This is a genomic window from Gordonia sp. NB41Y (assembly GCF_030718915.1).
GTDB lineage: Bacteria > Actinomycetota > Actinomycetes > Mycobacteriales > Mycobacteriaceae > Gordonia > Gordonia desulfuricans.
In genome coordinates, this window is sequence record NZ_CP132196.1 from 2,366,319 (window position 1) to 2,391,650 (window position 25,332).

General features: G+C 67.2%; 23 protein-coding genes and 1 tRNA gene. 9 read left to right on the forward strand and 15 right to left on the reverse strand.

The window, feature by feature from the left end; all coding sequences use genetic code 11:
- Window positions 1-29: 29 nt before the first annotated feature.
- Window positions 30-2,681, reverse strand: a complete 2,652-nt coding sequence (locus tag Q9K23_RS10230) for a LuxR C-terminal-related transcriptional regulator (protein ID WP_053777472.1) — start codon at window positions 2,679-2,681, stop codon at window positions 30-32.
- A gap of 271 nt (window positions 2,682-2,952) precedes the next feature.
- On the opposite strand from Q9K23_RS10230, the gene Q9K23_RS10235 reads away from it, so the two are divergent.
- From Q9K23_RS10235 to Q9K23_RS10260, 6 genes are all read left to right on the forward strand, one after another.
- The gene (locus Q9K23_RS10235) at window positions 2,953-3,159 is read left to right on the forward strand and encodes a hypothetical protein (RefSeq protein WP_020790333.1); all 207 of its coding nucleotides are present in this window, start codon (window positions 2,953-2,955) and stop codon (window positions 3,157-3,159) included.
- Between the two features lie 55 nt (window positions 3,160-3,214).
- A complete protein-coding gene (locus Q9K23_RS10240) occupies window positions 3,215-3,406 on the forward strand; it encodes a hypothetical protein (RefSeq protein WP_020790338.1) in 192 nt (63 codons plus the stop codon).
- A gap of 157 nt (window positions 3,407-3,563) precedes the next feature.
- Window positions 3,564-5,081: an APC family permease gene (locus Q9K23_RS10245; RefSeq protein WP_082365914.1), complete on the forward strand. Its 1,518-nt coding sequence runs from the start codon at window positions 3,564-3,566 to the stop codon at window positions 5,079-5,081.
- Window positions 5,078-5,527, forward strand: a complete 450-nt coding sequence (locus Q9K23_RS10250; protein ID WP_020790334.1) for a hypothetical protein — start codon at window positions 5,078-5,080, stop codon at window positions 5,525-5,527. Before Q9K23_RS10245 ends, Q9K23_RS10250 begins: the two co-directional genes overlap by 4 nt.
- Entirely contained in the window at window positions 5,524-7,074 is a 1,551-nt protein-coding gene (locus Q9K23_RS10255) for an MFS transporter (RefSeq protein ID WP_020790337.1), read from the forward strand. The genes Q9K23_RS10250 and Q9K23_RS10255 overlap by 4 nt, the downstream gene beginning before the upstream one ends.
- Window positions 7,071-8,426, forward strand: coding sequence for a dipeptidase (locus tag Q9K23_RS10260; protein WP_020790328.1), 1,356 nt, complete (start codon window positions 7,071-7,073; stop codon window positions 8,424-8,426). Before Q9K23_RS10255 ends, Q9K23_RS10260 begins: the two co-directional genes overlap by 4 nt.
- A gap of 119 nt (window positions 8,427-8,545) precedes the next feature.
- Here the strand turns inward: Q9K23_RS10260 and Q9K23_RS10265 are convergent.
- A tRNA-Pro gene (locus Q9K23_RS10265) sits at window positions 8,546-8,619 on the reverse strand.
- 187 nt (window positions 8,620-8,806) lie between these two features.
- On the opposite strand from Q9K23_RS10265, the gene Q9K23_RS10270 reads away from it, so the two are divergent.
- Window positions 8,807-9,232 (forward strand): hypothetical protein, encoded by a 426-nt coding sequence (locus Q9K23_RS10270; protein WP_053777473.1) that lies wholly within the window; start codon window positions 8,807-8,809, stop codon window positions 9,230-9,232.
- 95 nt (window positions 9,233-9,327) lie between these two features.
- Here Q9K23_RS10270 and Q9K23_RS10275 read toward each other — a convergent pair whose 3' ends face one another.
- The 8 genes from Q9K23_RS10275 to Q9K23_RS10310 all read right to left on the reverse strand — a co-directional run bounded on the left by Q9K23_RS10275 (window position 9,328) and on the right by Q9K23_RS10310 (window position 18,873).
- Window positions 9,328-10,713 (reverse strand): dipeptidase, encoded by a 1,386-nt coding sequence (locus Q9K23_RS10275; RefSeq protein ID WP_261977950.1) that lies wholly within the window; start codon window positions 10,711-10,713, stop codon window positions 9,328-9,330.
- A 36-nt stretch (window positions 10,714-10,749) separates the two neighbouring features.
- Complete coding sequence (locus Q9K23_RS10280) at window positions 10,750-11,844, reverse strand: helix-turn-helix transcriptional regulator (protein ID WP_020791294.1); 1,095 nt, start codon at window positions 11,842-11,844, stop codon at window positions 10,750-10,752.
- A complete protein-coding gene (locus tag Q9K23_RS10285) occupies window positions 11,841-12,884 on the reverse strand; it encodes a helix-turn-helix domain-containing protein (protein WP_053777474.1) in 1,044 nt (347 codons plus the stop codon). Before Q9K23_RS10285 ends, Q9K23_RS10280 begins: the two co-directional genes overlap by 4 nt.
- Window positions 12,885-12,891: 7 nt before the next feature.
- On the reverse strand, window positions 12,892-13,575 hold the full coding sequence (locus Q9K23_RS10290) for a hypothetical protein (protein WP_053777475.1): 684 nt from the start codon (window positions 13,573-13,575) through the stop codon (window positions 12,892-12,894).
- A gap of 117 nt (window positions 13,576-13,692) precedes the next feature.
- Complete coding sequence (locus Q9K23_RS10295) at window positions 13,693-15,096, reverse strand: glutamate decarboxylase (RefSeq protein WP_053777476.1); 1,404 nt, start codon at window positions 15,094-15,096, stop codon at window positions 13,693-13,695.
- Between the two features lie 81 nt (window positions 15,097-15,177).
- Window positions 15,178-17,139 carry a YhgE/Pip domain-containing protein gene (locus Q9K23_RS10300; RefSeq protein ID WP_020790961.1) on the reverse strand — a complete coding sequence of 654 codons (1,962 nt, stop codon included), beginning with the start codon at window positions 17,137-17,139 and terminating at the stop codon, window positions 15,178-15,180.
- Window positions 17,140-17,143: 4 nt separating this feature from the next.
- Complete coding sequence (locus tag Q9K23_RS10305; protein WP_152972770.1) at window positions 17,144-17,866, reverse strand: ATP-binding cassette domain-containing protein; 723 nt, start codon at window positions 17,864-17,866, stop codon at window positions 17,144-17,146.
- Between the two features lie 512 nt (window positions 17,867-18,378).
- Window positions 18,379-18,873, reverse strand: coding sequence for a hypothetical protein (locus Q9K23_RS10310; RefSeq protein WP_053777477.1), 495 nt, complete (start codon window positions 18,871-18,873; stop codon window positions 18,379-18,381).
- Window positions 18,874-19,171: 298 nt separating this feature from the next.
- Here Q9K23_RS10310 and Q9K23_RS10315 point away from each other — a divergent pair, with 298 nt between their 5' ends.
- Both Q9K23_RS10315 and Q9K23_RS10320 read left to right on the forward strand, forming a co-directional pair.
- Window positions 19,172-20,185, forward strand: coding sequence for a cytosine permease (locus Q9K23_RS10315; RefSeq protein WP_261977958.1), 1,014 nt, complete (start codon window positions 19,172-19,174; stop codon window positions 20,183-20,185).
- Entirely contained in the window at window positions 20,182-20,571 is a 390-nt protein-coding gene (locus Q9K23_RS10320) for a hypothetical protein (protein ID WP_053777479.1), read from the forward strand. The genes Q9K23_RS10315 and Q9K23_RS10320 overlap by 4 nt, the downstream gene beginning before the upstream one ends.
- A 66-nt stretch (window positions 20,572-20,637) precedes the next feature.
- Here Q9K23_RS10320 and Q9K23_RS10325 read toward each other — a convergent pair whose 3' ends face one another.
- From Q9K23_RS10325 to Q9K23_RS10345, 5 genes are all read right to left on the reverse strand, one after another.
- A complete protein-coding gene (locus Q9K23_RS10325) occupies window positions 20,638-21,069 on the reverse strand; it encodes an organic hydroperoxide resistance protein (protein ID WP_053777510.1) in 432 nt (143 codons plus the stop codon).
- A 145-nt stretch (window positions 21,070-21,214) separates the two neighbouring features.
- On the reverse strand, window positions 21,215-21,637 hold the full coding sequence (locus Q9K23_RS10330; RefSeq protein WP_020790957.1) for a Fur family transcriptional regulator: 423 nt from the start codon (window positions 21,635-21,637) through the stop codon (window positions 21,215-21,217).
- A gap of 60 nt (window positions 21,638-21,697) precedes the next feature.
- Window positions 21,698-22,366, reverse strand: a complete 669-nt coding sequence (locus Q9K23_RS10335) for a hypothetical protein (protein WP_053777480.1) — start codon at window positions 22,364-22,366, stop codon at window positions 21,698-21,700.
- Window positions 22,363-23,787, reverse strand: coding sequence for a hypothetical protein (locus tag Q9K23_RS10340; RefSeq protein WP_053777511.1), 1,425 nt, complete (start codon window positions 23,785-23,787; stop codon window positions 22,363-22,365). Before Q9K23_RS10340 ends, Q9K23_RS10335 begins: the two co-directional genes overlap by 4 nt.
- 154 nt (window positions 23,788-23,941) lie before the next feature.
- Window positions 23,942-25,252 (reverse strand): lipase family protein, encoded by a 1,311-nt coding sequence (locus tag Q9K23_RS10345; protein ID WP_305950493.1) that lies wholly within the window; start codon window positions 25,250-25,252, stop codon window positions 23,942-23,944.
- Window positions 25,253-25,332: the final 80 nt, after the last annotated feature.

Consider the following 25,332-nt stretch of genomic DNA (forward strand, 5'->3'; position numbering starts at 1 on the left):
CGGTTGCCGGTCAGCTGTTCTCGATCTCCTCACACCAGCCCGAGGATCTGGGCACGGCGAACCGCATCACGCCGCGACCCCACCCCGAGCTTGCGGTAGATCGACTTCAGCTGGGTGCGGATCGTGTTCTCCGACACCGTCCGCGCGTGTGCGATCTCGGCGATGGTGAGATCCGACGGCAGGTCGCGCAACACCTCCCGCTCCTTGGGTGTGAGATCCGGGACGTCGTTCGTGGCACCCCGGGTGCGCAGTGTCGTGGTGATCGATGCGGCGAAACCCTCCAGCACGCCGAAGCGTCCGGCGTTGCCGACGACGATCTCGGCCACCGGCTCCGGTGCCTCGAGGAACGGCCGGACCGCACCGGTCTGTACACCCGTGGCCAGGGCGTCGAGCAGCCGCCCGAACGCCGCCGATTCCTGCCGGTTCTCCTGCAGCACGGCGACTTCGAGAAGCGTGGCCCAGATCTGCAGGTAGGCGAGCTCAGCGCGGAAGGCCCGCAGCGCGGGCATCGCACGGGATGCGTGCCCGTCGACCATCGCCCTGACGGCATCACACAGAACCGCACTCTGCGCACCGAGGACCGATTCAGAACGTCGGCGGATCTCGACGACCCAAGCGGGGTCACGGGCACGCAACGCCGCGGACAGTTCGGAGACGAACAGCACCGCATAGGCCGGCGGGGCCGCGCTGGTCACCTCGTACTCGGCCCACAGCCGCGCGGTCCGGGCCCGCATCGTCTGATGGTCCCCGGTCGTCGTGTGATCGAGGTAGGCGCCGAATGCGATCGCCGAGATCACCGACTGGGGCGCCACCACACCGTCGATACGGTCGAGCAGGATCAGGTACTCGCCCACCCTGTCGTCCTGACCCCCTCGCCACGCGGCCCAGGCGCCGACCCCGTACACCCCGGCCATCGCCGGTAGCCGGGTCCATCCGCGTCTACGCGCCATATCCGTTGCCGCCGTGGCATGCTCATCGAGCTTCACGAAGTCGCCGAGTCCGGCCGCGGCGATCACCGAATACGACAGGCAGTCCAGGGCGAGGAGGTGGTATCCCGCGGTGTCGGCCAGTCGGTGCGCATGGATCAGCGTCGCCATCGACTCCTCGAATCGCCCCTTGACGGCCCACAGTCTGCCAGCGGTCGCCAGCGCGAGTGTCTGTGCCGCCGGCGCCACCTCATGCTGGTCGCGCAGGGCGCCGACCCAGTCGTCGGTGCGGGTCTGCCGCGACCCGGATGTGGGCACCGTCCCGGGGACCGTCGGATCGCCGGACACCATCGAATCGATCAGCAGGGCCGTCGCGTGCATGACGACGGCGGTGGACGTGGCCTGTGAGCGGGGATCGTCCCCGAGCCCGAGCAATGCGTGCCGCAGGGTCTGTGCCTCTCCGGCGACGGCGGCGACCGTCGCCGACAACAACACCATGCCCGGTTCGGCGGTGATCGCCGACGGCAATCCGGCCAGCACCTCGTCGACGAGCCTCCCCTGCCCGCGCAGCGCCAGGTCGAGTCCGCGCTCCTCGAGCAACCGCACCGTCCCCGACCAGTCCTCTGCGTGCATCCGGTAGGCCAGGGCATGTTCGGGGAGTTGATGTTCCTCCGCCCAGGAGGCGCAGACCAGCAGCGCACGACGCTGCTCGCCCAGGTCACGGCGGGCGCCGTCGGCGAGCAGGTAGGCCCGCAGCAGCGCGTGGTAGCGGTAGGTGGGCGGGTCTGCGTGTGCGCGGACGACGAGCATGCTCGCGGCCACGAGGCCCTCGAGGACCCGACCGGCGTCGGTACGCCCGGACAGCCGCACCGCGAGGTCGACGGTCACCTGATCGGGAACCGAGGTGGCCGTCATCAATTCGAGGACGTCCGGTGCGAGTGCGGTGAGGATCTCGTCGACGATGTAGTCGGCGATCGGCATGGAGTCACCGGAGAGCGCGGCCAGGTACTCGTCGAGATCGGTGGTGTCCGAACGGTTCCGCAACGCGGCGGCGGTCAGCTGCAATCCGGCAGCCCACCCCTCGGTGCGGTCCATCACGAGGTCGAGCTGCCCGGGATTCAGCTCGATAGCGTTGCGCCGCAGCAGTTCCTGCGCCTCAGAACGGCCGAAGGCCAGATCCGGTGCGCGCATCTGCGCCGCGGTCCCCGCCATCACGAGACGGGTCCAGTGCACCGGCGGGTCCCACCGCCCGGCGAGTACCACCCGCACCGACCGGACCGTCGCCGACAACACCGCCAGGGCATCGGCACCGTGACCGGCCCGCAGTTCGTGTGCATCGTCGACGATGAGCGTCGACGCTGCCGGCGCATCCCCGAGGATGTCGATGAGATCGTCGACCATCGCCAGCTCGTCGTCGACGACGAGTTCGCCGATCCGGGCACCGAACTCATGGTGCCCGGCGGCCGCATGCCCCACCGCCAACGCGGCCAGCACCCCCGTCCACAACGCGGTCGCCGACCGTTCGGCGTCGGTCAGCGTCAGCCACGCCACCACCCCGCCCCTGCGCGCGACGAGTTCCGCACGCTCGGTGAGCAGGGTGGTCTTGCCAGATCCGGCCGATGCGGACAACAGCATCACCGGACGGTCCCACGCGGGACCGTCGGCCAGGTGAGCACGCGACACCCGCGACCGTACCGCGGTCGGCGGACGGAGCCGCGACCGCAGGGACGACCGCACGAACGGCGCGAACGGCATAAAACGAGAATGGCACGAATTCGAGGGAAAAGGGATTACTCGGTCGATATCGATCGGTATTCGATATCGAGAATGCGGTCTCCCGAATCCCTTCTCCGGCGAATTCGTGTCTGCCGATTCATCCTCGCCGATTCCGCCCGATGCCGGTTCCGCCCGATGCCGGTTCCGCCCGACGACGAATCCGTTCACCCCCGCCGGGTGACGACAATCGGACACCGCCGGCGGACGGTGTTGGAGGGGTGGACCGCACACATCCATGCGAGGAGCTCCGATGTCGACCTATCGAATCGTGATCGGTGGGGAACTCTCCGAGCTCGCCGTGTATGCCCTGATCGGGGGAGCCGGGGCCGCCCACGACGACGGGAGAACGATCGTCCGCGCCCGGCTGGACACGCAGGCCGATCTGATCGCATTCGTCTCTCGCGTCGACGAACTGGGCCTGCACCTGGTCGAACTGCGCGCAGAACACGGGAGCTGATCGAAGGACACGTCCGACGCGGGGCGGCCCGTCCGATCGAGCATTGGAGGGAATCATGCGCTGCGAGATCATGATCGACGGGCCGTTGCCGGCCGGACGGGAATCGGACCTTCCGGGCCTGTCCCCCGGCGAGCGCGACGGTCACATCGTCCTGACCGGCGAGGTCGTCGACGAGGCGCAGCTGTTCGGACACCTCGCCAGGCTCGATGAGATGGGACTACGTGCACTCGAGGTGACCACCTCGTGAGTTCACCCTCGGGGGGGTGACCGCCACATTCACCCACCGAGGGTGATGCATCGACCCCCGAGGGTGGCGAGGATTCAGACGGACCACAAGGTCCCCCATCCGTGCCGGTCGAGATCGGCGGCATGACCGGCACCGCACACTTCGACCAGGAGTGCTGATGACCGACAAACCCACCGGACCTGCATCGGGAAGAAACACGGCAGGCGGAAACGCAGCCGGAGAACCCGATTCGACGACACCCGGGCCGGGCGCGACGAGCGCGACCCGCGGTCCATCCGGTTCCTACATCACCTGGACGGCACTGGCCCTGATGACCGTGTCGTCGGTCGCCAGTCTCCGCCCGGCACCGACGATGGCCGTCTACGGTCTCGCATGCGTCTTCCTCTATGTCCTGCCGGCCATCGTCTTCCTGGTGCCGACGGCATTGGTGTCGGCGGAACTGGCCTCCGGCTGGTCCGGCGGCGTGTATCGCTGGGTGACCGAGGGCATCTCACCGAACATGGGATTCGCCGCGGCCTGGCATCAGTTCGCGATGACCATCTTCTACTATCCGACGCTGCTGTCGTTCGTCGCGAGCACACTCGCCTACGTCATCGATCCGACGCTGGCCTCCAACGGCGTGTTCACCGCGGTCGTCATCATCGTCGTCTATTGGGCGGGTGTACTTCTCGCACTACGCGGCGGTATCGGCGTGATCGCCAAACTCGCATCGAGCGGCGTGCTGGTGGGCACCCTGATCCCCGGTGCCCTGCTGGTGCTGCTCGGCATCGTCTATCTGCTGCAGGGCAATCCGTCGGCGGCCCCGATGTCGGGCAGCAACATCTTCCCCGCCTGGACCGGCATCGCGAGCATCGTGCTCATCGTCAGCAACTTCGGCGCCTACTCCGGCATGGAGATGAATGCCGTCCACGTCAACGAACTCAAGGAACCGGGCAAGCAGTTCCCACGCGCGATGTTCCTCGCGGTGGCGTTGGTGCTGGTGATCCTGATCCTCCCGCCGCTGGCCATCTCGTGGGTGGTCCCCGGAGACCAGATCTCGCTGACCGCCGGTGTGATGCAGGCATTCTCGGTGGTCTTCGCCCACTTCGGACTCGGCTGGCTGGTCCCCATCGTCGGCCTCGCCATCGTGATCGCGTCGCTGGCCGGCTTCATGACATGGTTGTCGGGCCCGTCGAAGAGTCTGCTGCTGGTCGCCAAGGACGGCGGATACCTGCCGCCCTATCTGCAGAAGACCAACAAGGTCGGCGTACAGCAGAACATCCTGGTGGTGCAGGGCTGGGTGACCACCCTCCTGGCGCTGCTGTTCGCCCTGGTCCCGGCGGTCTCCAATGCCTACTGGATCTTCATGACCATCACCACCTCGGTCTACCTGCTGGTCTACCTGTGGCTGTTCATCGCCGCCTATCGACTGCGCAAGATCGCCCCCGATCACCCGCGCGGCTACCGCGCCCCGGCGCTGCCGCTGCTGTGCGGCGTCGGGTTCATCGCCTCGGTGGCCGCGATCGTGATCGGTTTCGTTCCGCCGTCACAGTTCGGGAACGGCAGTCCGTGGGCCTTCGTCGGCATCGTCGGCGGCGGAATCCTGTTGCTGGGACTCATCGTTCCCTGGCTGCTGATCGTCTTCCGAAAGCCGAGCTGGCATGTCACCGAGAACTCCGAGGAGCAACCGTCATGAGCACCGACGGTGCGAACACCCACGCAGACAACAGCAGCCACACCGGCAGCACGGTGATCTACTGGATCGTCGGCGCTGTGGTCTTGGTCCTCCTCGTGGTGATGCTGGCGACCTACGACTACCACCGGGACAACAAGGAGGCGGTCGCCAAGGCCGAGCAACTGATCTCCCTGTACCAACAGAACGGTCTGGCCACGCCGTACCCGGCCCAGAAGGTGGCCCAGGTACTCGGCGACGACGGCGGCACCGTCTGTGCGGCCACCGGCAGCAAGGAACAACTGGGCTACCTCAAGACCCAGATCGGCGTCGGTGGCGAGTTCTATGTCCGTCCGATCATCTTGACCGAGAACGTCTTCGAGGGAATGCGATTGATCGTCGAGGTCTACTGTCCACAGAATGCGGCCGTGGTCCGCGAGTTCATCGACGAGCAGAACTACGCGCGATGACGACGGCGGCCACCGTACCCGGTTCACGCCGATGGATCTCGCTGACGGCCACCTGCACCGCGGCGGGTCTGGTGTGGTTGGCCTTCGCCGATTTCGGGGTCGCCACACCGACCGTCGCCGACGACCTGCACGCCGATCTCGGCAGTCTTCAGTGGGCCAACAACGCCTTCAGTCTGACCGCCGGCGCATTCGTGGTGGCCTCGGGCAAGCTCGGTGACATCTTCGGTCAGCGTCGGGTACTACAGGTCGGCATCGCCGTGTTCGCGGTGTTCTCCATCCTGTCCGCGCTCGCGACGTCGGTCGAGGTCCTGATCGTCGGGCGGGCCCTGATGGGAATCGGCGCGGCATTGATCCTCCCGGCGACACTCGCGGTGATCCCCGCCCAGTTCACCGGTTCCCGACAGCTCACCGCCTTCGGGATCTGGCAGGCGGTCGCCTGGGGCGGGCAGGCGCTCGCACCGGCGATCGGCGGGGTGATCACCGACGGACCGGGGTGGCAGTGGCTGTTCTGGATCAACCTGCCACTGGCCGCCGCCGCGATCACCATCGCCGTGGTCACCCCCGAGGTCAGCGATGCCGGTGCCGACCATCGCATCGACTGGCTCGGCCTCGCGACTCTCGGGCTGGCCGTCTTCGCCCTGTTGTACGCGCTGACCGACGGTCCCACGGCCGGTTGGTCGTCGCCGCTGGTGATCGGCCTGTTCGTGGCGGCTGCGGTCCTGGCCGTCGGCTGGGTGCTGTGGGAGCGCAAGGCCACTGCGCCGCTGGTGGATCTGTCGCTGTTCCGGTTACGTGCCTACGACGGCGCACTGACCGCCAACCTCGTGATGAATCTCGCCTACGCGGGGCTGAGCTACCTGCTGGTGCTGTGGCTGCAGAATGCGCGCGGGTACAGCGCCGTGACCGCCGGTCTGCTGATGCTGCCCGCGACGATCGGTATCTTCGCCCTGATCCCGTTGGGCGGACGGCTCGACGAACGTGTCGGTGGACGCCGGCCGGTGCTGCTCGGCCTGGTCGTCCTGGCCGTCGGATTCGCGGTGATCTCCCCGCTGCACCATGATTCGACGCTCTGGCTGATCATGGTGGCGCTCGTGGTGATCGGTTGCGGCCTCGGCCTGCTGTCCACCCCGATCTCCGACACCGCTGTCGGCGATGTCCCGGATCGCCTGTCCGGCACCGCCGCCGGTGTCTTCAAGATGTCGAGCATGGTCGGCGGGGCACTCGGAGTCGCCCTGCTCACCGCGATCACCCGCGGCCTGACGATCGCCGATTCCCACCATGCCGTGGCCGATTCGGGTATGACACAGCCGGAGATCGATCAGGCCCATGCCGCGCTGGTGAACTCGTCGTCCTTCACCGAGGCATTGTCCCGACTGCCCGCCGATCTCCAGAAGATGGTGACCGACACCGTGATCGACGCCTTCTCCCGAGGACTCGGCCTGACCATGCTGGTCACGGCGATCATCGTGCTCGCTTCCGCCGCCGCGGTGTTCTGGATCTGGCCCCGCACCACCACGTCCGACCCCGCAACCGAGGAGCAGCGATGACCGATGACACCCTACGCGACCGCGTTCATGCCCAGATGCCACGTGCACGAACGGATCTGACCGAGATGGTGTCCTTTCGGTCGGTCCATGACGCCGCGCAGTCGCCCCCCGAGGAGTGCGACAAGATGGTCGACTGGCTGCAGGAGTCGTTCTCGGCCATCGGATTCGACGACGTCGCCGCCCACACCACCTCGGACGGCAGCAAGGCCGTGGTCGGCCATCTGGCCGGCCCCGACGACGCCCCGACCGTGCTGCTGTACTTCCACCACGACGTCCAGCCGCCGCTGGGCGACGACCAGTGGGACTCCCCGGTGTGGACGCTGACCGAACGTGACGGCCGCTGGTACGGGCGCGGCGCCGCCGACTGCAAGGGCAACATCGCGATGCATCTCGCCGCCCTTCGTGCACTGGGCGGCGAGCGCGGTGTCAACATCACCATCGTCGGCGAGGGATCGGAGGAGCAGGGCACCGGTGGCCTCGAGGACTTCGTGCCGAAGCACGCCGATCTGCTGGCCGCCGACGCCATCCTCGTCTGCGACTCGGGCAACTTCGCCGTCGGCCGCCCGGCCCTCACCACCAGCCTCCGGGGGATCGCCAACGTCGTCGTCACCGTCGAGACCCTCTCTTCGGCAATGCATTCCGGCATGTTCGGCGGCGCGGCGCCGGATGCCCTCGCCGCGCTCGTCGCGATGCTGGCCACACTGCGTGACGAGCACGGCAACACCACGATCGCCGGACTGGACGCATCGGCGCACTGGGATGGCGTGGAGTATCCGGTCGATGCGTTCCGGACCGACGCCACGGTCCTCGACGGAGTGGATCTCCTGGGCTCGGGCAGTGTCGCCGACATGGTGTGGGCCCGACCGGCCGCCACCGTCCTGGGCATCGACTGTCCGCCCGTGGTCGGGTCGTCGGCGGCCATCCAGCCACGTGCCCGCGCCCGGATCAACCTGCGTGTGCCGCCCGGGATGGACGCACAGGTCGCCCAGCAGGCGCTGATCCACCATCTCCAGCGCGCCGCGCCGTGGCACGTGCGCGTGACGATCGACCGGGAGGCCGACGGCGCACCGTTCATCGGCGCCACCGCGGGTGTCGGCTACGACACGATGGTCGACGCCATGCGACGCGCCTATGGCACCGAGGTCCTGCTGATGGGACAGGGCGGATCGATCCCGCTGTGCAATGTCTTCGCCGAGACCTTCCCCGACGCCGAGATCATGCTGCTCGGCGTGGAGGAACCGCAGTGCCTGATCCACGCACCCAACGAGAGCGTCGACCCGTCGGAGATCGAGCACATGGCACTCGTCGAGGCCTTGTTCCTGCAGTCGTATGCGACGGCCCGGGATTCGTGACGGAATGTCGTCGGATACATGCACGTTCGTCGACACTTTCGTGCCGGGTTCGGCCGGAAACGAGGAGGCCCTGACCGGATTTCTCCGGCCAGGGCCTCTTCTGCTATCTCAACCTAGCGTCGGGGTGGCGGGATTCGAACCCACGACCTCTTCGTCCCGAACGAAGCGCGCTACCAAGCTGCGCCACACCCCGTGTGTGGAACCTCGACTAGGTTACCCCCTACCGGCGCAAAGTATTAAATCGCCTGGTCAGCGGACACTTTGCGACACTTTTGTGCCGACTTGGGCGATATGCCCACAGATGACTTCAGTGCACTCCTCACCTTTACTACGATCAATTCGGACAGCACCGGCGTGTGCACAGCGAAAGGACGTTTTTCATGAGTGAGTCCAACACCGACAAACAGATCAACGCGGCGACCAAGGAAGGCTTCGCGGTCGGCATCTCGATCGTGGCGGCCGCCCTGCTCTTCGTCGCCGGCATCGTCGCCATCTTCCAGGGCATCTCGGCGGTCAACAACGACAACCTGCTGGTCTTCACCGAGGACTACATCTTCGAGTTCAACCTGACCTCGTGGGGCTGGATCCACATCGTGCTCGGCATCATCGCGGTGATCGTGGCCGGCGGTCTGGTGGTGGGCAGCGACTGGGGACGCGTCGCGGCCATCCTGATCGCATCCCTGTCGATCATCGCGCAGTTCCTGTGGCTGCCGTACTACCCGGTGTGGGCGATCATCATCATCATCCTCGACATCATCGTCATCTGGGCGGTGGCCAGCTGGAAGCCGCGCGCCGACGGCCTGTGAGGGCACTGACCTCCAGAACGTGAAAAACGCCGGGCCGGACGCGATCACCGATCGCGTCCGGCCCGAGTCGTTTCCGCCCCCGGCGTCGTCCTGCCTCAGTCCGAGGCCGCGGCGCTCCTGGCGAAGTCGTGCAGGAACAGTGCCTCGGCGACCGCCATGTTCTCGATCTCGGTCGGGTCCACGCTCTCGTTGGGGGCGTGGATCAGACAGCGCGGCTCCTCCACACCGAACAGCATGATCTCGGCATCGGGGAAGGTCTCGGCGAGCACCGTGCACAACGGGATCGACCCACCCTGCCCCTGCTGCTCCACATCCCGGCCGTATGCGGCGCCCAGCGACCGCGTGAGCGCATCGAATGCGGGTCCCGACGTCGACCCCGAGAACGGCGCACCGATCGCCTCCCGCTCGAACGAGACACGCACATCCCACGGCGCCACCTCGGTCAGGTGGGCGATCAGCGCGTCCTGTGCCGCTTGCGGATCCATCCCCGGCGGCACCCGCAGGTTGATCCGGGCCCGCGCGCTCGGCTGCACCGCCGCCGACGACCCGACCACCGGCGGACAGTCGATACCGAGCACCGTGGCAGCCGGCCGCGCCCACACCATCTCCGCGATCTTGCCGGTGCCCAGTACCCCTACACCGTCGAGAACCGTTGCATCACTGCGGAACTGTGCCTCGGGGTAGTCGATGCCGTCCCACGCCTGATCGGTCTCGAGGCCGCGCACGGTGGTGTTGCCGTGCTCGTCGCGCAGTGTCGCGAGCATCGCGATGAGCGCGGCGAGGGCATCCGGCGCCGCACCGCCGAACATGCCGGAATGCATGGCCGAGCCCAGGGTCTCGACACCGACGACGATGTTGGCGATCCCGCGCAGGCTGGTGGTGAGGGTGGGCCGGCCCACCTCGATGTTGCCCGAGTCGAGGATCAGGATGGCGTCGGCGGCCAGCAGCTCCGGATGCTTCGGCACGAAGTCCTCCAGGCCGCCGGAACCCTGCTCCTCCGATCCCTCACCGATGATCTTGACGGTGACCGGCGGGTCGGCGGCCAGCGCCCGCAGGGCGGTCAGGTGAACGGCGATGTTGCCCTTGCAGTCCGCCGCACCGCGCCCGTACCAGCGACCGTCACGTTCGGTCAGCGTCCACGCCGGGGAATCCCACAGGGCCGGGTCGAGGGCCGGCTGCACATCGTGGTGGAAGTAGAGCAGCACCGTCGGCGCGCCGGGCGGTCCGGGGATGTGCCCGGTGACCGCCTGCGACCCGTCGGCGGTGACGTGCGCGGCGACGTCGTGCACCCCGATCTCGGTGAACGCCGTCTGCAGCCACGCGACCATCTCCGCACAGTCCGGCGGTGGCGGCCGGGTGGGGTCGTAGACCGACCCGAAGGCCACCATCTCGGCCAGATCCTGCCTGGCCCTGGGCATCAGCTCGTGTACCCGTGCGCGGATGTCGTCGACATCGGTCCGGTCGGTGTTCTGCTCGCTCACATCGCCTCCTGGTCTCCGCCCCCATCCTCGCAGGTGTCAGGACACCACGCTCGGACCGTCGTCGAGATCGGCGAGCGGATCGAGTACCGGTCGCGCCGGTTCCGGCAGCCCGGCCAGTCCCGCCGGCTGTCCACCCCCGACGGTCCGCGACCGGTCCCGGAACTCACTCGGGGTGAGTCCGTATCGGCCCCGGAACCGATTGCGCATCGTGGCAACCGAACTGAAGCCGGACAGCCGCGCAACCTCCTCGAGGGTGATCATCCCGGCGCGGACCAGCAGCTCCCGCGCCCGGTCGAGCCGCCGGGAGGTGATCATCGCGGCCACCGAGTCACCGGCCCCGGAGAACTGCCGGTACAGATGCCGCCGGCTGATGTGCAGGTCGCGGGCGATCGAGTCCGCGGAGAAGGAGGGATCGGTGAAGTTCTCCTCGATGAGTTCACGGGTCGCCAGCCGCACCGACATCGCAATGTCGCGCCCGCGGTCCATGTCGTGACCGACGTTGCCGAGCAGGTTGCGGATCAGGTTGAGTCCGGCCTCCTCGAACTCGGTGTCCACCGAGGCCCGATCGGTCACCGCGGTGTAGCAGAGCCGGCGGATGAACTGGGAGGTCGCACGTCCCAGGAGATTGTCGGCGGCGAGCACCCCACCGTCCCAACGACTCCCGCCGATGTCGCCACCGAGCAGGTCGAACGGGATCACCACACCGGTCATGTCACCGGCGGTGGGCATGGTGAGGGTGAGCGGCATGTCGGTCCGCGCAGCGACGAGTTGGCCTGCGGTGTAGGAGTGCTCGTTGCGTCCGTGCCGAGCGACGAACCCACCGGCGATGGTGCGGACGAAGACATAGACGCCCGGTTTCTCGGTACGGCTGATGTGCTCGGCGTCGCGGGAGAGGCTGCAGGGCGTGTAGAGCCCACACAGGCAGTGCATCAACGACAACTCGCGCTGGTAGATCCACGCCTCGAAGGTCCCCGGGTCCCGGCAGTCGAATCGCCAACGGCGTTCTGCAGCAATACCATTGCGCCCTCGCAGATGAGTGACGTCGTCGAGGCCCTTGGCCATCGACAGGCCGATCTCACGACGCCAACGGGCCACGAGGAGCGGATCGAGCCCGTGGTGCTGGGAGATCATCGGAGCCCCCCGTCGGTATCCGGCTGCGCCTGACCACCGACCGCGCCCCGCCGATACTCGTTGGGCGTCATCTCGTACTCCGCCCGGAATCGGTTGCGCAGCGTCGCCGCGGAGGTGAAACCACTCGCCGCTGCGATCGCATCCAGTCCGGCGTTCTCCCAGTGCGACAACAACTCCCGCGCACGCTCCAGCCGGCGTGCGGCGATCATCGTGGCGGGGGTCTCCTCGGTGTCGACGAAATGCCGATACAGATGCCGACGACTCATGTGCAGCGCCTTGGCGATGGACTCGGCACCGAAGGCCGGATCGCGGAAGTTCTGCTCGATCAGGGTGCGGGTGGCCTCCCGGACGAACACCGGACGGTTCTGCAGATCGGCGAACGTGTCGGCGGCCCGCCGCTGACCGACGGCGGCGCGGACCAGGTCGATCGCGGCCAGCTCGGTGTCCGGGTCGACCTCGGCGCCCCGCACCGCGACGTCGTAGGCGAAGTTGCGGATGAACGCCGCCGCGGCACGGGCGAGCGGGGTGTCGGTGACCACCGGCCCCAGCGGCGACTGCCCCGCCTCGGTGTCATGTCCCAACAGCTCCAACGGGATCCACAGCCCGGCCAGATCGGCAACGGAATAGGCGGTGTGTTCGTAGGGCAAGTTGTTGTTGACCACCAGCAGGTGGTTGGGGTGTCGGTACGGCAGTTCCTGCCCGTCTTGGCGCAGGACTCCGCCACCGGCGAATGTCTGGGTCCCGACGATGGCGTACTGCGAGGGATACTCGGCGATGAGCGCCGGGTCACGCCGCATCGTGCACGGCGTCCGGATCAGGACGTAGACCAGCAGATCCGAGAGCGGACGCCAGTAGGCCACCTCGTCGAACTCCGTCGGATCGTCGACCACCATCTCCAGCGCGGGGAGATAGTTCGCCAGTCCGTCCACCCCGGTGCGCCGGAACAGCCGGGTCGAGTTGTCGCCGATCGGGTCCAGTGCCCCGATCTGGGTCTGCCAGGCCCGGACTCGATCCGGGGACAGTCGCTGCGAAGTGGGCACGGCGGGATCAGCGTGTCGATCGCGTCCACTGGGGCAGGACGACGAGTGAGGCCACCAGGAAGCACAGCCCACCGATGAAGGTACCGGCGTTGGCAAGGGTGTTGTCGATGGTGTTGCCGTTGGGGGCGATGTAGGAACCGACGGCGGCCACACCGAAGGCCACACATCCGAGGAAGTTGATGACGCCCGACCACCACCCGATCTTGCCCGGGTCCCATGCCTTCGCCGTGTGCGAGTAGGCGACCAGGACCATGACGCCGGAGATGAGGAAGGCCACCGACCCGCCGGCGTCCGGCGACCACACGAGATGCTTCTCGGAGGCGATCGTGTGCGCGGCCAACGCGGAGGTGGTGGAGACGTTGAACAGGATCGTGCCGAACGACTGCGTGGAGGCGGCCAGCCACTCGGCCCGCACCATACGGCCCGGCGCGTAATCGACGGCGACGCTCACCGCACCGCTGTTGATCAGCTGGATCATGCCCGCATAGGTGAAGAACCAGGCACCGATGAAGTAGCAGATGTTGGCGTTCGACGCGCCCATCCACTCACCGAGCCAGGGCGCCGAACCGAGCGAGAACAGCGCCGACCCGATCATGAAGCCCCAGCACTGCTTGGTCAGCGTCGGGGCGAGGAGCAGCACCTTCCATCGGGGAGTCGGAGCCGCCGAGGACTGGGCGGTCACAGAGGTCATCACATGATCCTGTCGTGCATCAGCGCGTATCCGCGGGGGAAGCCAGGGGAATCGGTCGTCGGTGCGAAAACCCGGTACGGACGAGCGGTGACCGCTCGTCCGTACCGGGTACGACGCTCAGTGATGGAAGTGCGATCCGGTGCCCTCACGCGGCATCGGCGACTCGAGCGCGTCGAGGAACGCGATCTCGCTCTCGATGTCACGCAGCAGTGCGGTGGCCAGGTCGTGGCTCAGGCCCGCCCGGACGACGACGCGCTGCAGGGTCTGGTTCTCCAGGCCCTCGGCGTTCGGGTAGGCCGGGACCAGCCAGCCCTTGAGACGCAGGCGATCCGACAGATCGTAGAGGTTCCACTTGTCGGTGTAGCCATCCTTCAGACGCCATGCGAACACCGGGATGGTGTCGCCGCGGCTGACCAGCTCGAACGGGCCGAGCTTCTCGATCTGACCCGACAGGTAGGTCGCGACGTCGATCGACCCCTGCTGGATCTGGCGGTAGCCCTCACGGCCCAGACGCAGGAAGTTGTAGTACTGCAGCAGCACCTGCGCGCCGGGGCGCGAGAAGTTCAGGGCCAGGGTGGGCATGTCGCCACCGAGGTAGCTGCAGTGGAAGACCATGCTGTCCGGCAGGGCCTCGGTGTCACGCCAGATGATCCAGCCCAGACCCGGGAACACCAGGCCGTACTTGTGACCGGAGGTGTTGATCGACACCACGCGCGGAACCCGGAAGTCCCACTCCAGCTCGGGCTGGCAGAACGGCGCGACCATGGCACCGGAGGCACCGTCGACGTGGATCTTGATGTCGAGGCCGGTCGACTCCTGGATCGCGTCGAGCTTGGCCGAGATCTCCTTGACCGGCTCGTACAGACCGTTGTAGGTGACACCGACGATCGCGACCACACCGATGGTGTTCTCGTCGACGTACTTCTCGAGCTCGTAACCGTCGAAGACCGGGTGCTCCTCGGAGACCGGCACCCAGCGGGGCTCGACCTCGAAGTAGTTGAGGAACTTCTCCCAGCAGACCTGGACCGCGGTGGAGAGCACCAGGTTCGGCTTCTCGATCGACTTGCCCTCGGCCTTGCGGCGACCCTGCCAGTGTCGCTTGAGCGCCAGACCGCCGAGCATCGCGGCCTCGGACGAACCGATGGTCGAGGTACCGATCGACTTGCTGACGTCCGGGACGTGCCACAGATCGGCGATGATCTTCCAGCACCGGTCCTCGATCGCCGCGGTCTGCGGGTACTCGTCCTTGTCGATCATGTTCTTGTCGTAGGTCTCGGAGTACAGCTTCCGAGCTTCGTCGTCCATCCAGGTGGAGACGAAGGTGGCGAGGTTCAGTCGCGCGTTGCCGTCGAGCATCGCCTCGTCGTGGACGATCTGGTACGCGGTCTCCGGCAGGCTCAGGCCGTCCGGGATGGTGAACTTCGGGAACTCCGTCGCCTCACCCGGTCGGACGAAGACCGGGTTGATGATGTGCGACTCGGTGGAGTTGGTGGTGGCACGCGCATTGGTGTGCTTGGACAAGGCTGCTCCTTGAGTGAGTGATACGAAATCGACGGGGTGTCAGGGCAACTCGTAGCCGAATCAGTGCAGTCCGGAGACCTCCTAGACCTCGACCGGGGGGTACAGACGGTCCATGTTGTACTGCCTGTTTCTTCGTGCCGCGAGTGTCGTGATCGCGAGGAACACGAATATCAGGGCGATCACCACGATCAGCGCCGTCCAGAACCTCTGGTCCACACCGCCGACGGTGAGTTGTCGGAGACCGGTGACGGTATAGGTCATCGGGTCGACCCAGTGGATGTACTGGAAGGGTTTGGTGGTCGTGGGTACCGGATAGATGCCGCCCGCGGAGGTCAGCATGACCATCAGGAAGGCCAGGGTCACCACGCGACCCACGGCTATGTCGAAGACGGCGTCGAACATCTGGATCATCGCCATGAACATGGCGACCATCAACAACATGAAACCGTATGTGGCCCATGGATAGACGGGTTTGAGTCCGATCGCGAACACGGTGACGAGGTAGAGGATCGTCGCCTGCAGGATGCCCACCGCGAAGGTCGGCGCATACGAGGCCAGCACCACGCGGAACGAGTTCAGCCCCTGGGCGATCGGCCGCGCCTGCAGAGGTTTGAACAGCATCCACGCGATGATGCTGCCGACGAACAGCGCGAGTCCGAAGAAGAACGGGGCGAAGCCGGTACCGAAGGTCTTGGCCTCGTTGAGCACGTTCTCCTGCAGCGCGACCGGCTGACCGAGGGTCTTGGCCAGGGCGGCCTTCTGCTGGTCCGACCAGTGCGGGATCATCTTGACCCCTTCGTCGACACCGGTGGCCAGCTGCGCCGTACCGGCCGCCAGCTGGGTGGTGCCGTCGGCGAGCTCGTCGGCACCCGTGCTGAGTTCACCGAGACCGGTGCTCAACTGGTTGGCGCCCGAGCTCAGCTCACCCGCGGCCGAACGCAGGGTCTGGATGTCGTTGCGCAGTCCACCGTTCTCCGACAGCGCGAGCACGGTGCGCAGCGGACTGTTCGGGTTGGACAGCTGCTCGGAGAGTGCGTTGGCGTCGGTGCGGACCTGACTGATCTGGTTGTTCGCGTTCGGGCCGAGCCCCTGGGTGCCGAGGAAGGTCTGCACCGGCGAGAGCGTCTGCGCCAGTGCCCGCATGTTGGGGTCACTGCTGCGCTGCAGCTGGGCGAGCGCCGACGAGACCACCTGGTAGGCCTGCGACTGACCGTTCGCGGCCTGGTTCAGCTGGGTGCTGACCGTGCCGGTGTTGGTGGCCAGGCGATCGGCGGTGGCAGTGAGTTCCGCGGCGGTGATCCCGGTCTGGTCCTGACCGAGTGCGTTGAGCAGCGGGGTGGTGGCCTTGTCGACCACACCGTCGAGCTCGCCGAGGGCACTGGCGAGCTGTCCGGCGCCGTCCTTGGCGGTGACCAGGTTGGTGGCCAGCTCGTGCGCACCGGTGTTGGCGGTCTTCATGCCGCTGTTGAGCTCGTTGACACCGGACTGCACCTGCTTGAGCTTGGGCATCAGTGCGGTGGCCTCGTTGAGCACCACGTCGAAGGTCTGCTGTCCGACCTGCGCCCCGACCTGCTCGATGACCTGCAGCGCCGCGTCCTGACCCATCACGGTGGACAGATAGTTGGTGGCGTCGTTGTAGGTGAAGATCAGCTGTGCCGAGTGCGGGTTGTCGGTGGTCGCCGACGTCAGCGACTCACTGAAGTCCTCCGGCAGCGTGATCGAGAAGTAGTACTTGCCGTCGGAGACGCCTTGCTCCGCTTCCTCCTGGGAGACGAGGTGCAGGTCGAGCTGCTTGGAGTCGACGAGGCCCGTGACCACCTGGTCACCGGCCTTGAGGTCCTTGCCCTCGATGGTGGCGCCACGATCGGCGTTGACCAGGGCTACCGGCAACTTGTTGACGGCGTCGAACGGATTCCAGAACGCCCACAGGTACAGCGCCCCGTACATCAGCGGCATCAGGATGATGACGATGAGTGCGAGTCGGGGCATCCGTCCCCGGTAGTACCTCTTGAAATCGCTACCCGGCGAGAAAGCGGCGAGCATCTGGTCAGTTCCGTTCTTCTTGTTCGAGCTTCACGAACTCGTTGTCGGTCAGATTGTCGACCGTGATCACGTCTCGTAGCTGGAGGTCCGGGAACCCACCGTTGACGTCGGCGGTGATGATGGTCTGCTCGCGGCCGAGGTCCACCAGGCGGGCCATCAGTTTGTGTGCGCTGTCGACACGGGTCAGACGGTCCACACCGCCGACCACCAGCAGCGGTGGCTTGCGCACGTTGGCGACCGCGATGCGGAACAGTGCCGCGGTCAGCTCGGGCAGCTCTTCGACGTAGGCCTCGAGTGTGGGCAGCGAGTAGGGACCGAACACCGGACGGCAGATCCGCTCGAGATCGTCCTGCTTGGCCGGGGCGACCCACTTGTACCAGGGGGCCGCCCACCGGATGGTCTCGGTGACGACGTCGCGGACCCGGATCGTCTGCTCGATCTCGTCGACCTCGTCGATGTAGGCGATGGCGGCCTGCTTGAAGAGGTGCTGCGCGTTGTTGGTGTGCCCGAACGAGTGCAGCTGACCCTTCGACGGCTTCATCCGGCCGGCCAGGGTCAGCAGCAGTGCGGTGCGACCGCGTCCGCCCGAGCCGACGAGGACGGTCACGCCGCCCGGCCGGACCGTGAATGAGACAGGACCGTAGATATGGCCCCAGGAAGCGTTGACCTCGATGTTCTCGGCAACCAGCAGTGGGGTGTCATCCCCACCGCCGGCGATGGGAGCGATCTGCGCGGTGACCGCGGCGTCGCCTCCGTCGGGCAGTGTCACGACGTCATACCTTTCTCACATACGGACGCAAAGTGTCCCTGGTGTTCCTTCCGACCGGACACCACGGACAATTGGGGCCGCACGCAAGGATCACCTCGAATATCTAATCTCAGCCAGAGGGCTTGCACCACCGGACGAAAGTCCCCCGCTGCGGGCGATGCCCCCGGGGCCACAGATCCCTGTCGTTTCCGACGCGCCGACCGCCCCGGGGGCGTGCAGGTTCGGGTTTCCGCAGGTGAGAGCGAAGTGACGGGGCCAGGGCCGCGAAATCACCCCGGAACAGCACGAATACAAATCTGAGCATGCTATCACCAAACATGAGACATGGTGAAGCGATCGACGCCAATCGACCCCTTCCTGGCAGTCGACTGGAAAAACCCTGTCGCGAAGCGTGGCACAAAACATGCGGCTTCACGTCACAGATCGCATGGCGTGCGGTGTCGCCACTGTCGGCACGAAAGCCGCAGGTCTCAGTCCTCGTCCGCTGTGTCCCGCACCGGGGCGGACTCACCGGCCGACGCCGTCGCCGCATAGGACTCGGCGAAGGACACCCGCGGCGTCGTGGCGGCATGGAATGCGGCCATCACCACGAAGAACAGCGCCGCCAGACCGAACAGGACCGCGAGCACCAGCGCGACGCCGTGCACGACGGTCAGCACGACGCCGTCACCCCGGGTGACCAGGGCACCGATGGCACCGATCACCGCGGCCATGAGTGCCCAGGCGGCACTGCGCAGCCGCGGCGAGACCGTCGAGGCGAAGAACAGTCGTTGGTAGAGCGTGGTCTCGAACTCGTCGACGGCGGCCAGCCGAACGGCGTCGTCACGGGCGATCTCACGCAGGTCACGTGCCAGAACCGCCCCCTGACGCAACCGATGCGTGTCCCTGCCGGCCAAGTACGCGTAGGCCACGACCCCCACGACGACCACGAACCCCACACTCGCGAGCGCATACCCAGAATCCACACGGCCACGCTACCGCGACGTCCCGGGCGACTATGAGGCACGTCACCCACGTGTGTTTGGGGACGAACGGGCAACCGATGTGGGACGAAGAACGGCCAGGAGATGATAACCGGTCGCCCATTCGCCTCAATACTGTGAAAACAGAAGATCAGAGAAGCACACTCGTACGCCGTGCACCCACCGGACGTCCCTTGCACCACCGGGCGATCGGGGCCACGGCCACGAGCACGACCACGCCCAGACCAGACCTGAATCCGCCAGGAGCCGTCGAAGAATAAGTGCCGTCGAACCACGTTCACTGCCCGCCGGAGTTCGCGTCGTCGGGTACGGGACGGTCGTCGAGACCGAGTCGCCAACCGCCGAGACCGAGTCGGGCAGGGGCCGCAGCAGCTGGTGGTTCTTCTGGACCTGGCTGGTGACACCGCACATCGAGTTCGGCGCCGTCTACGTCGGCATGATCGTCGTCCTCTACCTGGACATGAGCCTTGTTCAGGCGGTGATCGGCATCGTCCTCGGAACTGCGTTCGGTGCGATCAGCCACGGTGTGCTCACCACCCGCGGGGTCCAGCTGAAGGTCCCGCAGATCGTGCTCGGCCGGTCGGCGTTCGGTGACCTGGGCAGCCTGATCGTCACCACGATGATGGCGATCATCAGCTCGTTCGGCTGGTTCATCGTCAATTCGGTGGTCGCCGGTCTCGCGATCAACTCGTTGTTCGGACTTCCGGTGGTGGCCGGGACCGCGGTCGCCGTCGTGGTCCAGCTGTTCCTCGCCCAGATCGACATCCCGTTCGCCGCGGTGCAGCGCTATCTGTTTCCGCTGATCACCGTGGTCCTGGTGGTGTCGGGCATCATCGGCTTCGTCAAGGCCGATCCGTCGGTCGACGCCGGTCAGCCGTGGAACCTCAACGGACTCATCGCGATCGTCGTCGTCGCGTGTATCGCGTGGGCGTACACCATCGGCTGGAATCCGTATGCGACCGACTACAGCAAGTGGACCCCGGTCAGCGCCTCGCCGCGGATGGCCGGCGTCTGCTCGGGTCTCGGGCTGTTCATCGCGACCACATTCCTGATGATCATCGGAACCTCCGCTGCGATCGTCGTCGAGGCGGAGGGGCACGCCGCCGAGGTCAACCCGACCACACAGTTCACGTCGTTCCTGCCGGACTGGCTGGGGGTGGTGGTCCTGCTGTGCCTGATCGGCGGATCGTGGACCAACAACTCGATGACCCTGCGCTCGGCGCGGACGCTGTTCGACGTCGAGAAGCTCGGGCTCGGCCCCGGACGGGCACTCTGCTCGGGCCGATCACGATGACCGTGCTGGCCTTCCTGCTCGGCTGGGCCGCGACCAGCGATCTCCCGGCGTCCTACGAGGGCTACATCATGGTGCTCGGCGTCTGGATCGGCCCCTGGGTGAACATCGCGCTCATCGACACCATCATGCGTCGTGACGACGACCCGACGGCGCTGCTCTACGACGCCCCGACCTCCAACCGATGGGGCCTGTTCGCCCTGCTGTTCGGTATCTCCGGATCCATCCTGATCTTCGCCCTGCAGGTCTTCGACGGCGGCCGACTCCCCCACGGCGGCGTGTCCTATGCGGCGCTGGGCATGCTGGCCGGGTTCTATCTGTCGGCGGTGGTCTACTCCATCGGCCTCAAGCGGCTGCTCAAGGAGAAAGCCGCTTCCCGCTCCGGCTAGATCCGCTCCCGGGCCGGATCCGCGTCCTCCCTGACAGGTGCCCTGCCAGGGAGGCGGGAGCCGGTCTCAGACGCGCACGGTCAGCGTGTGGTCGATGTTGCCGCGGGTGGCCTTCGAGTACGGGCAGAACGCGTGGGCGGCGTCGGCCAGTTCCTTCGCCTTGGCCTCGTCGACACCGGGGATGTAGGTCTCGATCTCGACGACCAGTCCGAAGCCGCCGTCGGCGGGATCCTTGCCGATCCCGACGGTGACGGTCACCGTCGAGTCGTCGGGCACCGGCGAACCGGCCTGCTTGGAGGTCGCACGCAGCGCGCCGAGGAAACATGCCGAGTAACCGGCCGAGAACAATTCCTCGGGATTGCTGCCCTCACCGCTGCCGCCCAGTGCGGCCGGCGGACGCAGTTCCAGGTCGATCCGGCCGCTCTCGGACACCACTTCTCCGTCGCGACCGCCACCACTTGCCTTGGACCAGACACGGTATGCCGGTTCGATTGCCATGTTCACTCCCAATCGGATAGTCGGGCGCCGACGGGCGAGTGCGAATGACGGCGCCACCCTCGATCGTGTCAGATCGATCCGGCCGAACACACCGTCGTCGGCGGAATGGCGTCCCACCGGCGCAGATCGCCGGCCGGGGACTCGGTCAGGAGTCGCGGCAGTCGGGGCAGAGTCCCCAGAAGGTCACCTCGGCCTCGTCGACCAGATAGCCGTGGTCGTCGTCGGGGTCGAGGCAGGGTGCGCGGCCCACGACGCAATCGATGTCGACGATCTGACCGCAGGCGCGGCACACCAGGTGATGGTGGTTGTCGTCGGTGCGGGCCTCGTAGCGGACCGCCGAGCCGGCCGGTTCGATCCGGCGGAGCAGGCCGTGTTCGGCACAGGCGTGCAGCACGTCGTAGATGGTCTGGGTGGAGACGGCACCGAGCCGTTCACGCACCCCGGTGGCGACGATGTCGGCGGTCGCGTGGGGATGTTCCTGCAAGACCTCGAGCACGGCCAGTCGGGGTGCGGTCACCCGCAGACCCGCCGCACGGAGTTGTTGTCGGAAGTCGAGCTCGCCTTGCATGCACTCCAGCTTAACCCTTTCCGGAACCAGTCCAGTCTGGAGTGGGCTTCGGCACACCCGTCAGCGTGCGCGCAACATCCGCGACGGCCGCATCCGCGTGGATTCCGGCAACCAGCGGTCGACGACGCGGCGCAGGGTCATCACCCCGGCCACGATCAGCAGCGCGAACTGCAGCCAGCCCAGTACCGCCGCCCCCGACCACAGGCCCGGGTAGTCGAAGAACAGGTCGATCCCGACCGGGATGCACAGCAGGTGCACCACCACGATCGTGAGGAAGAAGTTGCGGCAGTTGCGGCTGTGGCGGGACGCCGCGGCGACCAGGAACAGGTACTCCCCGATCGGCAGCACCACCATCACCACCAATGCCACCACCGGCAGGACGGCGGCATAGGTGTCGATCTGGCCGTCGGTCGGCTGGCCCTTCGGGGCCGCGACCGCATCGGTGAGCATGCGCGACCGCAACATGTCGCCGATCGCCGACCGGTCGACGACCCCGTAGACCCACACCACCAGACCGGCGATCGCCGATCCCCACCAGGCCACCCGGGCGTGCACCGCGAGCGCCGTGGGCGCCGGACCCGGGTCGGCGGGCCGACCCGGGTACAGGTTCGCCTCGTCCTTGTCCCGGGATCTGCGTTGCAGCTGCGCGAGATCCTCCGCATCCAGCTCCGCCTGGGTGGGGATGTGTTCGGGATCTGACCGATCGGTGGGATCGGTGGGGTCGGTCATGACTGCATTGTCCTCCCGTCCCCGCTGATGGCGAGCATCCGCCCGATGGTCGCCTGCCACATCGTGCCGTCGGCGGCGATGGTCCCGGTCAGCTCGAGCGGTTCGTCGGCGGGTGCGACCCCCACCTGACTGCTGACCACCCGGCGTCCGGTCGCGAAGTCGGTGGCCAGGTAGTAGACGGGTCCGGCCTGCTGGATCGCGCCCGGGACATACCGGCCGTAGCCGAGCCCGTGGATCAGTCCGTCGGCGCGGGACAGGCGCGGCAACGACGCGAACCGGTCACCGTTCTCCCACACCCGACGGCAGCCGGTGGGGCTCACGTCGATGCGGGTGGACCCGCCGGTGAATCCGGCATCCGACGGTTGCGACGGCCCGGTCACCGCCATCGGCGGGTACTGGTAGCCGTAGGTACTCGGGATCACCAGTGAGTTCCCCCAGGCCATCGGCGAGTTCTCGGTACCCTGTCCGGAGGTGCCGAACGCCGGCATCTGGCAGACCAGCCTGCCGGTGTCGCTCTCCCGCACGATCAGCGAGGGTCGCGGATCGGCGTTGTCGACGATCGCCACCCAGCTGTCACCGCCCGGGCCGAAGTAGGTCGGTGTGGTACCCGACCCCCAGGTGAGCTGCCCCGGACGCCGGGCGGGACCGCGGTCATAGGCCTTGCGCCACACCGTCTCCGGGGTGCCATCGGCTCGTATCCACATCTCGTACAGGGCATGGGTGGTGAGCACCGAGACTCCCCCGGGCCGCACACTGAGACCGTTGCCGAGCTGTTCACCGGCCGGCAGGTGCATCGACCGGACGTCACGGTCGGCGCCGACGGTCCCGATCACCCCGTTCGTGGTGGCAAACCAGATGCGGCCCTGGCGATCCGGGGCCAGGCCCGTCACGGCGTCCCCCGCCGGGATGTGCGCCGAGACGTCCACCCGATCGTCGACGTAGACCTGATAGCCCTGGGCGGTGCGTCGATGTCCCACGAACAGAACAGAATTCGACCCATCGGCCACCACCACCCGGTTCCGGCCGTCGAGGTAGCCGTACACACCGCCGAGCAGACCCCCCTTGCGCAGGTCGACGCTCGCCACCGGCGCCGCGGTGCGCGGGTCGAACAACACCACCGACGGCACCGCGAATCCACCGGTCCGCGGATCGCCGATGAACTTGGTGCACAACGACACCGGCATTCCGTCACTGCCGATGAAGGTCGCCGCGCAGGCCCCGCCCGGAACCGACGAACCCCGGACCCGGGCCCGGAGTCCGGGTCCCGGGTTCGGGGTGGAGTCGGTGGATGCGAGGTCGCCGTGCATCAGCGAGGTACCCACCGGTCCGAGGATCGGGGCACCCGGATCGGCGGGGGCGGTGGTGGGCGCGGCAGCGGCCGGGGCCACCACCGCAGCCGAGAGCGTGACCGCCGCCATCATCGCGGCCACGAGCGTCGCCGTCCTGGGACCCGTCGCGCGTGTGGTGCCGGTCACGGCCGTGGCCCCGAACAGCCTTCGCCCGTGGACCTTTCGCCACAACAGCTTGTCTTCACGTCTTCCGGCCCCCGACCGCCACTGCATCATCTCCCCAGTATCAGCGATCCAGTTCGGTGAGCAAGAAGTTCGTCGCCGGCAGGAGTGTGGTGAGCATCGGCAAGGTGTGGTTGATCACCAGGCCCGGGAAGATCGGCGGGATGGTGTTGGTGATCAGCCGGACGTCGGCGCCCTGCGCCTTCCAGTCCCGGTAGAGCTGGTTGACCTGGCCGTTCGGGATGACGTCGTCGGCGACGCCACCCTCGAGCAGCACCGGGGCGTTGGGCTTGAGTCGCCCGATCCGCTGGTCGTCGACCACCTTCTGCACCTCCGGGTGCGCCTTGATCACCGACGAGAGCGGCTGTCCGGTGCGTGTCCAGGATTTGGTTCGCTGGAATCCGAAAGACAGGGCGGTGTCGCCGATGCACTGGGTGGACAGACGCTCGAGCGCCTTCTTGCCCACGGCATTGGTCTCGCGCTGCACGACGTCCTTCACCACCGGGTAGCGGGCCTGCAGTCCGTTGATCGCATAGCCGATGCCGCCGGAGATCGCGGTGCCGTCGATCTGGTCGATCACCTTGGCCAGGTCGGCCGGCGGCGCACCCGCATAGGTGGCCTTGACGTTCAGGTCCTTCGCGTAGGTGTCGGCGAGCTCGGCCGCCGACGCCGCCGCGCCGCCGCCCTGCGAGTAGCCGGAGAAGGCGACCGGCGCGTCGGCCGGCGCACCCGACACCCGCAGCGCGGCGCGCGCGGCGTCGAGCATGGCGTGGCCGGATTCGGCGCGGTTGACGTAGGTGTGCACGCCGGGGGTGCCCATGCCGATGTAGTCGGTGATGGTCACCCGCACCCCGTTGAGCAGCAGCAGGTACATGTCGGGGGCGGTGTAGTTGACCGCGATGCTCGGCTTGGTGACGTCGATGGCCATCGGCAGCGCCATCATCTTGGAGCCGGCACACTGGTCACCCTGGCCGACGGTGCCCGGGCCGATCACCACGGTGGGCCGCGGACCGCGACCGCGCCACGGGGCGGTCGGCTCGATGACGGTGCCGGTCACCGCGGCGGGCGATCCGTCCTGGTACTGCGAGGTGTACATGATCCGGGTCGCGGTGCCCGGCCACTGGTTGGGCACCCCGGGGATCTGCAGCAGCAGCGGGGACGGCTGGCTTCGGATGATCGATCCCGGCGTCGGGTCGAACGATGCCGGCGGTGTGTAGAAGTCGGCCGCCTGGGCCTGCCCGGCGGCCGCGGTCAGACCGGTGCCGACCACCGCGCCTGCGGTGAGCACCGCCGCCCAGCGCCGGGTCCAGGTGCCCGACCCACCCCGGCGTGACCGGGCCGTACGTGTAGAGGAGTTCCCCCGAAACTTCGTCATGAACCGTAACCTACCGCACAGTAGGGTCGGGGTGTGTGACGAGGGTCGCGTTCACCGCGTCATCGTGTCAGATGCATCGT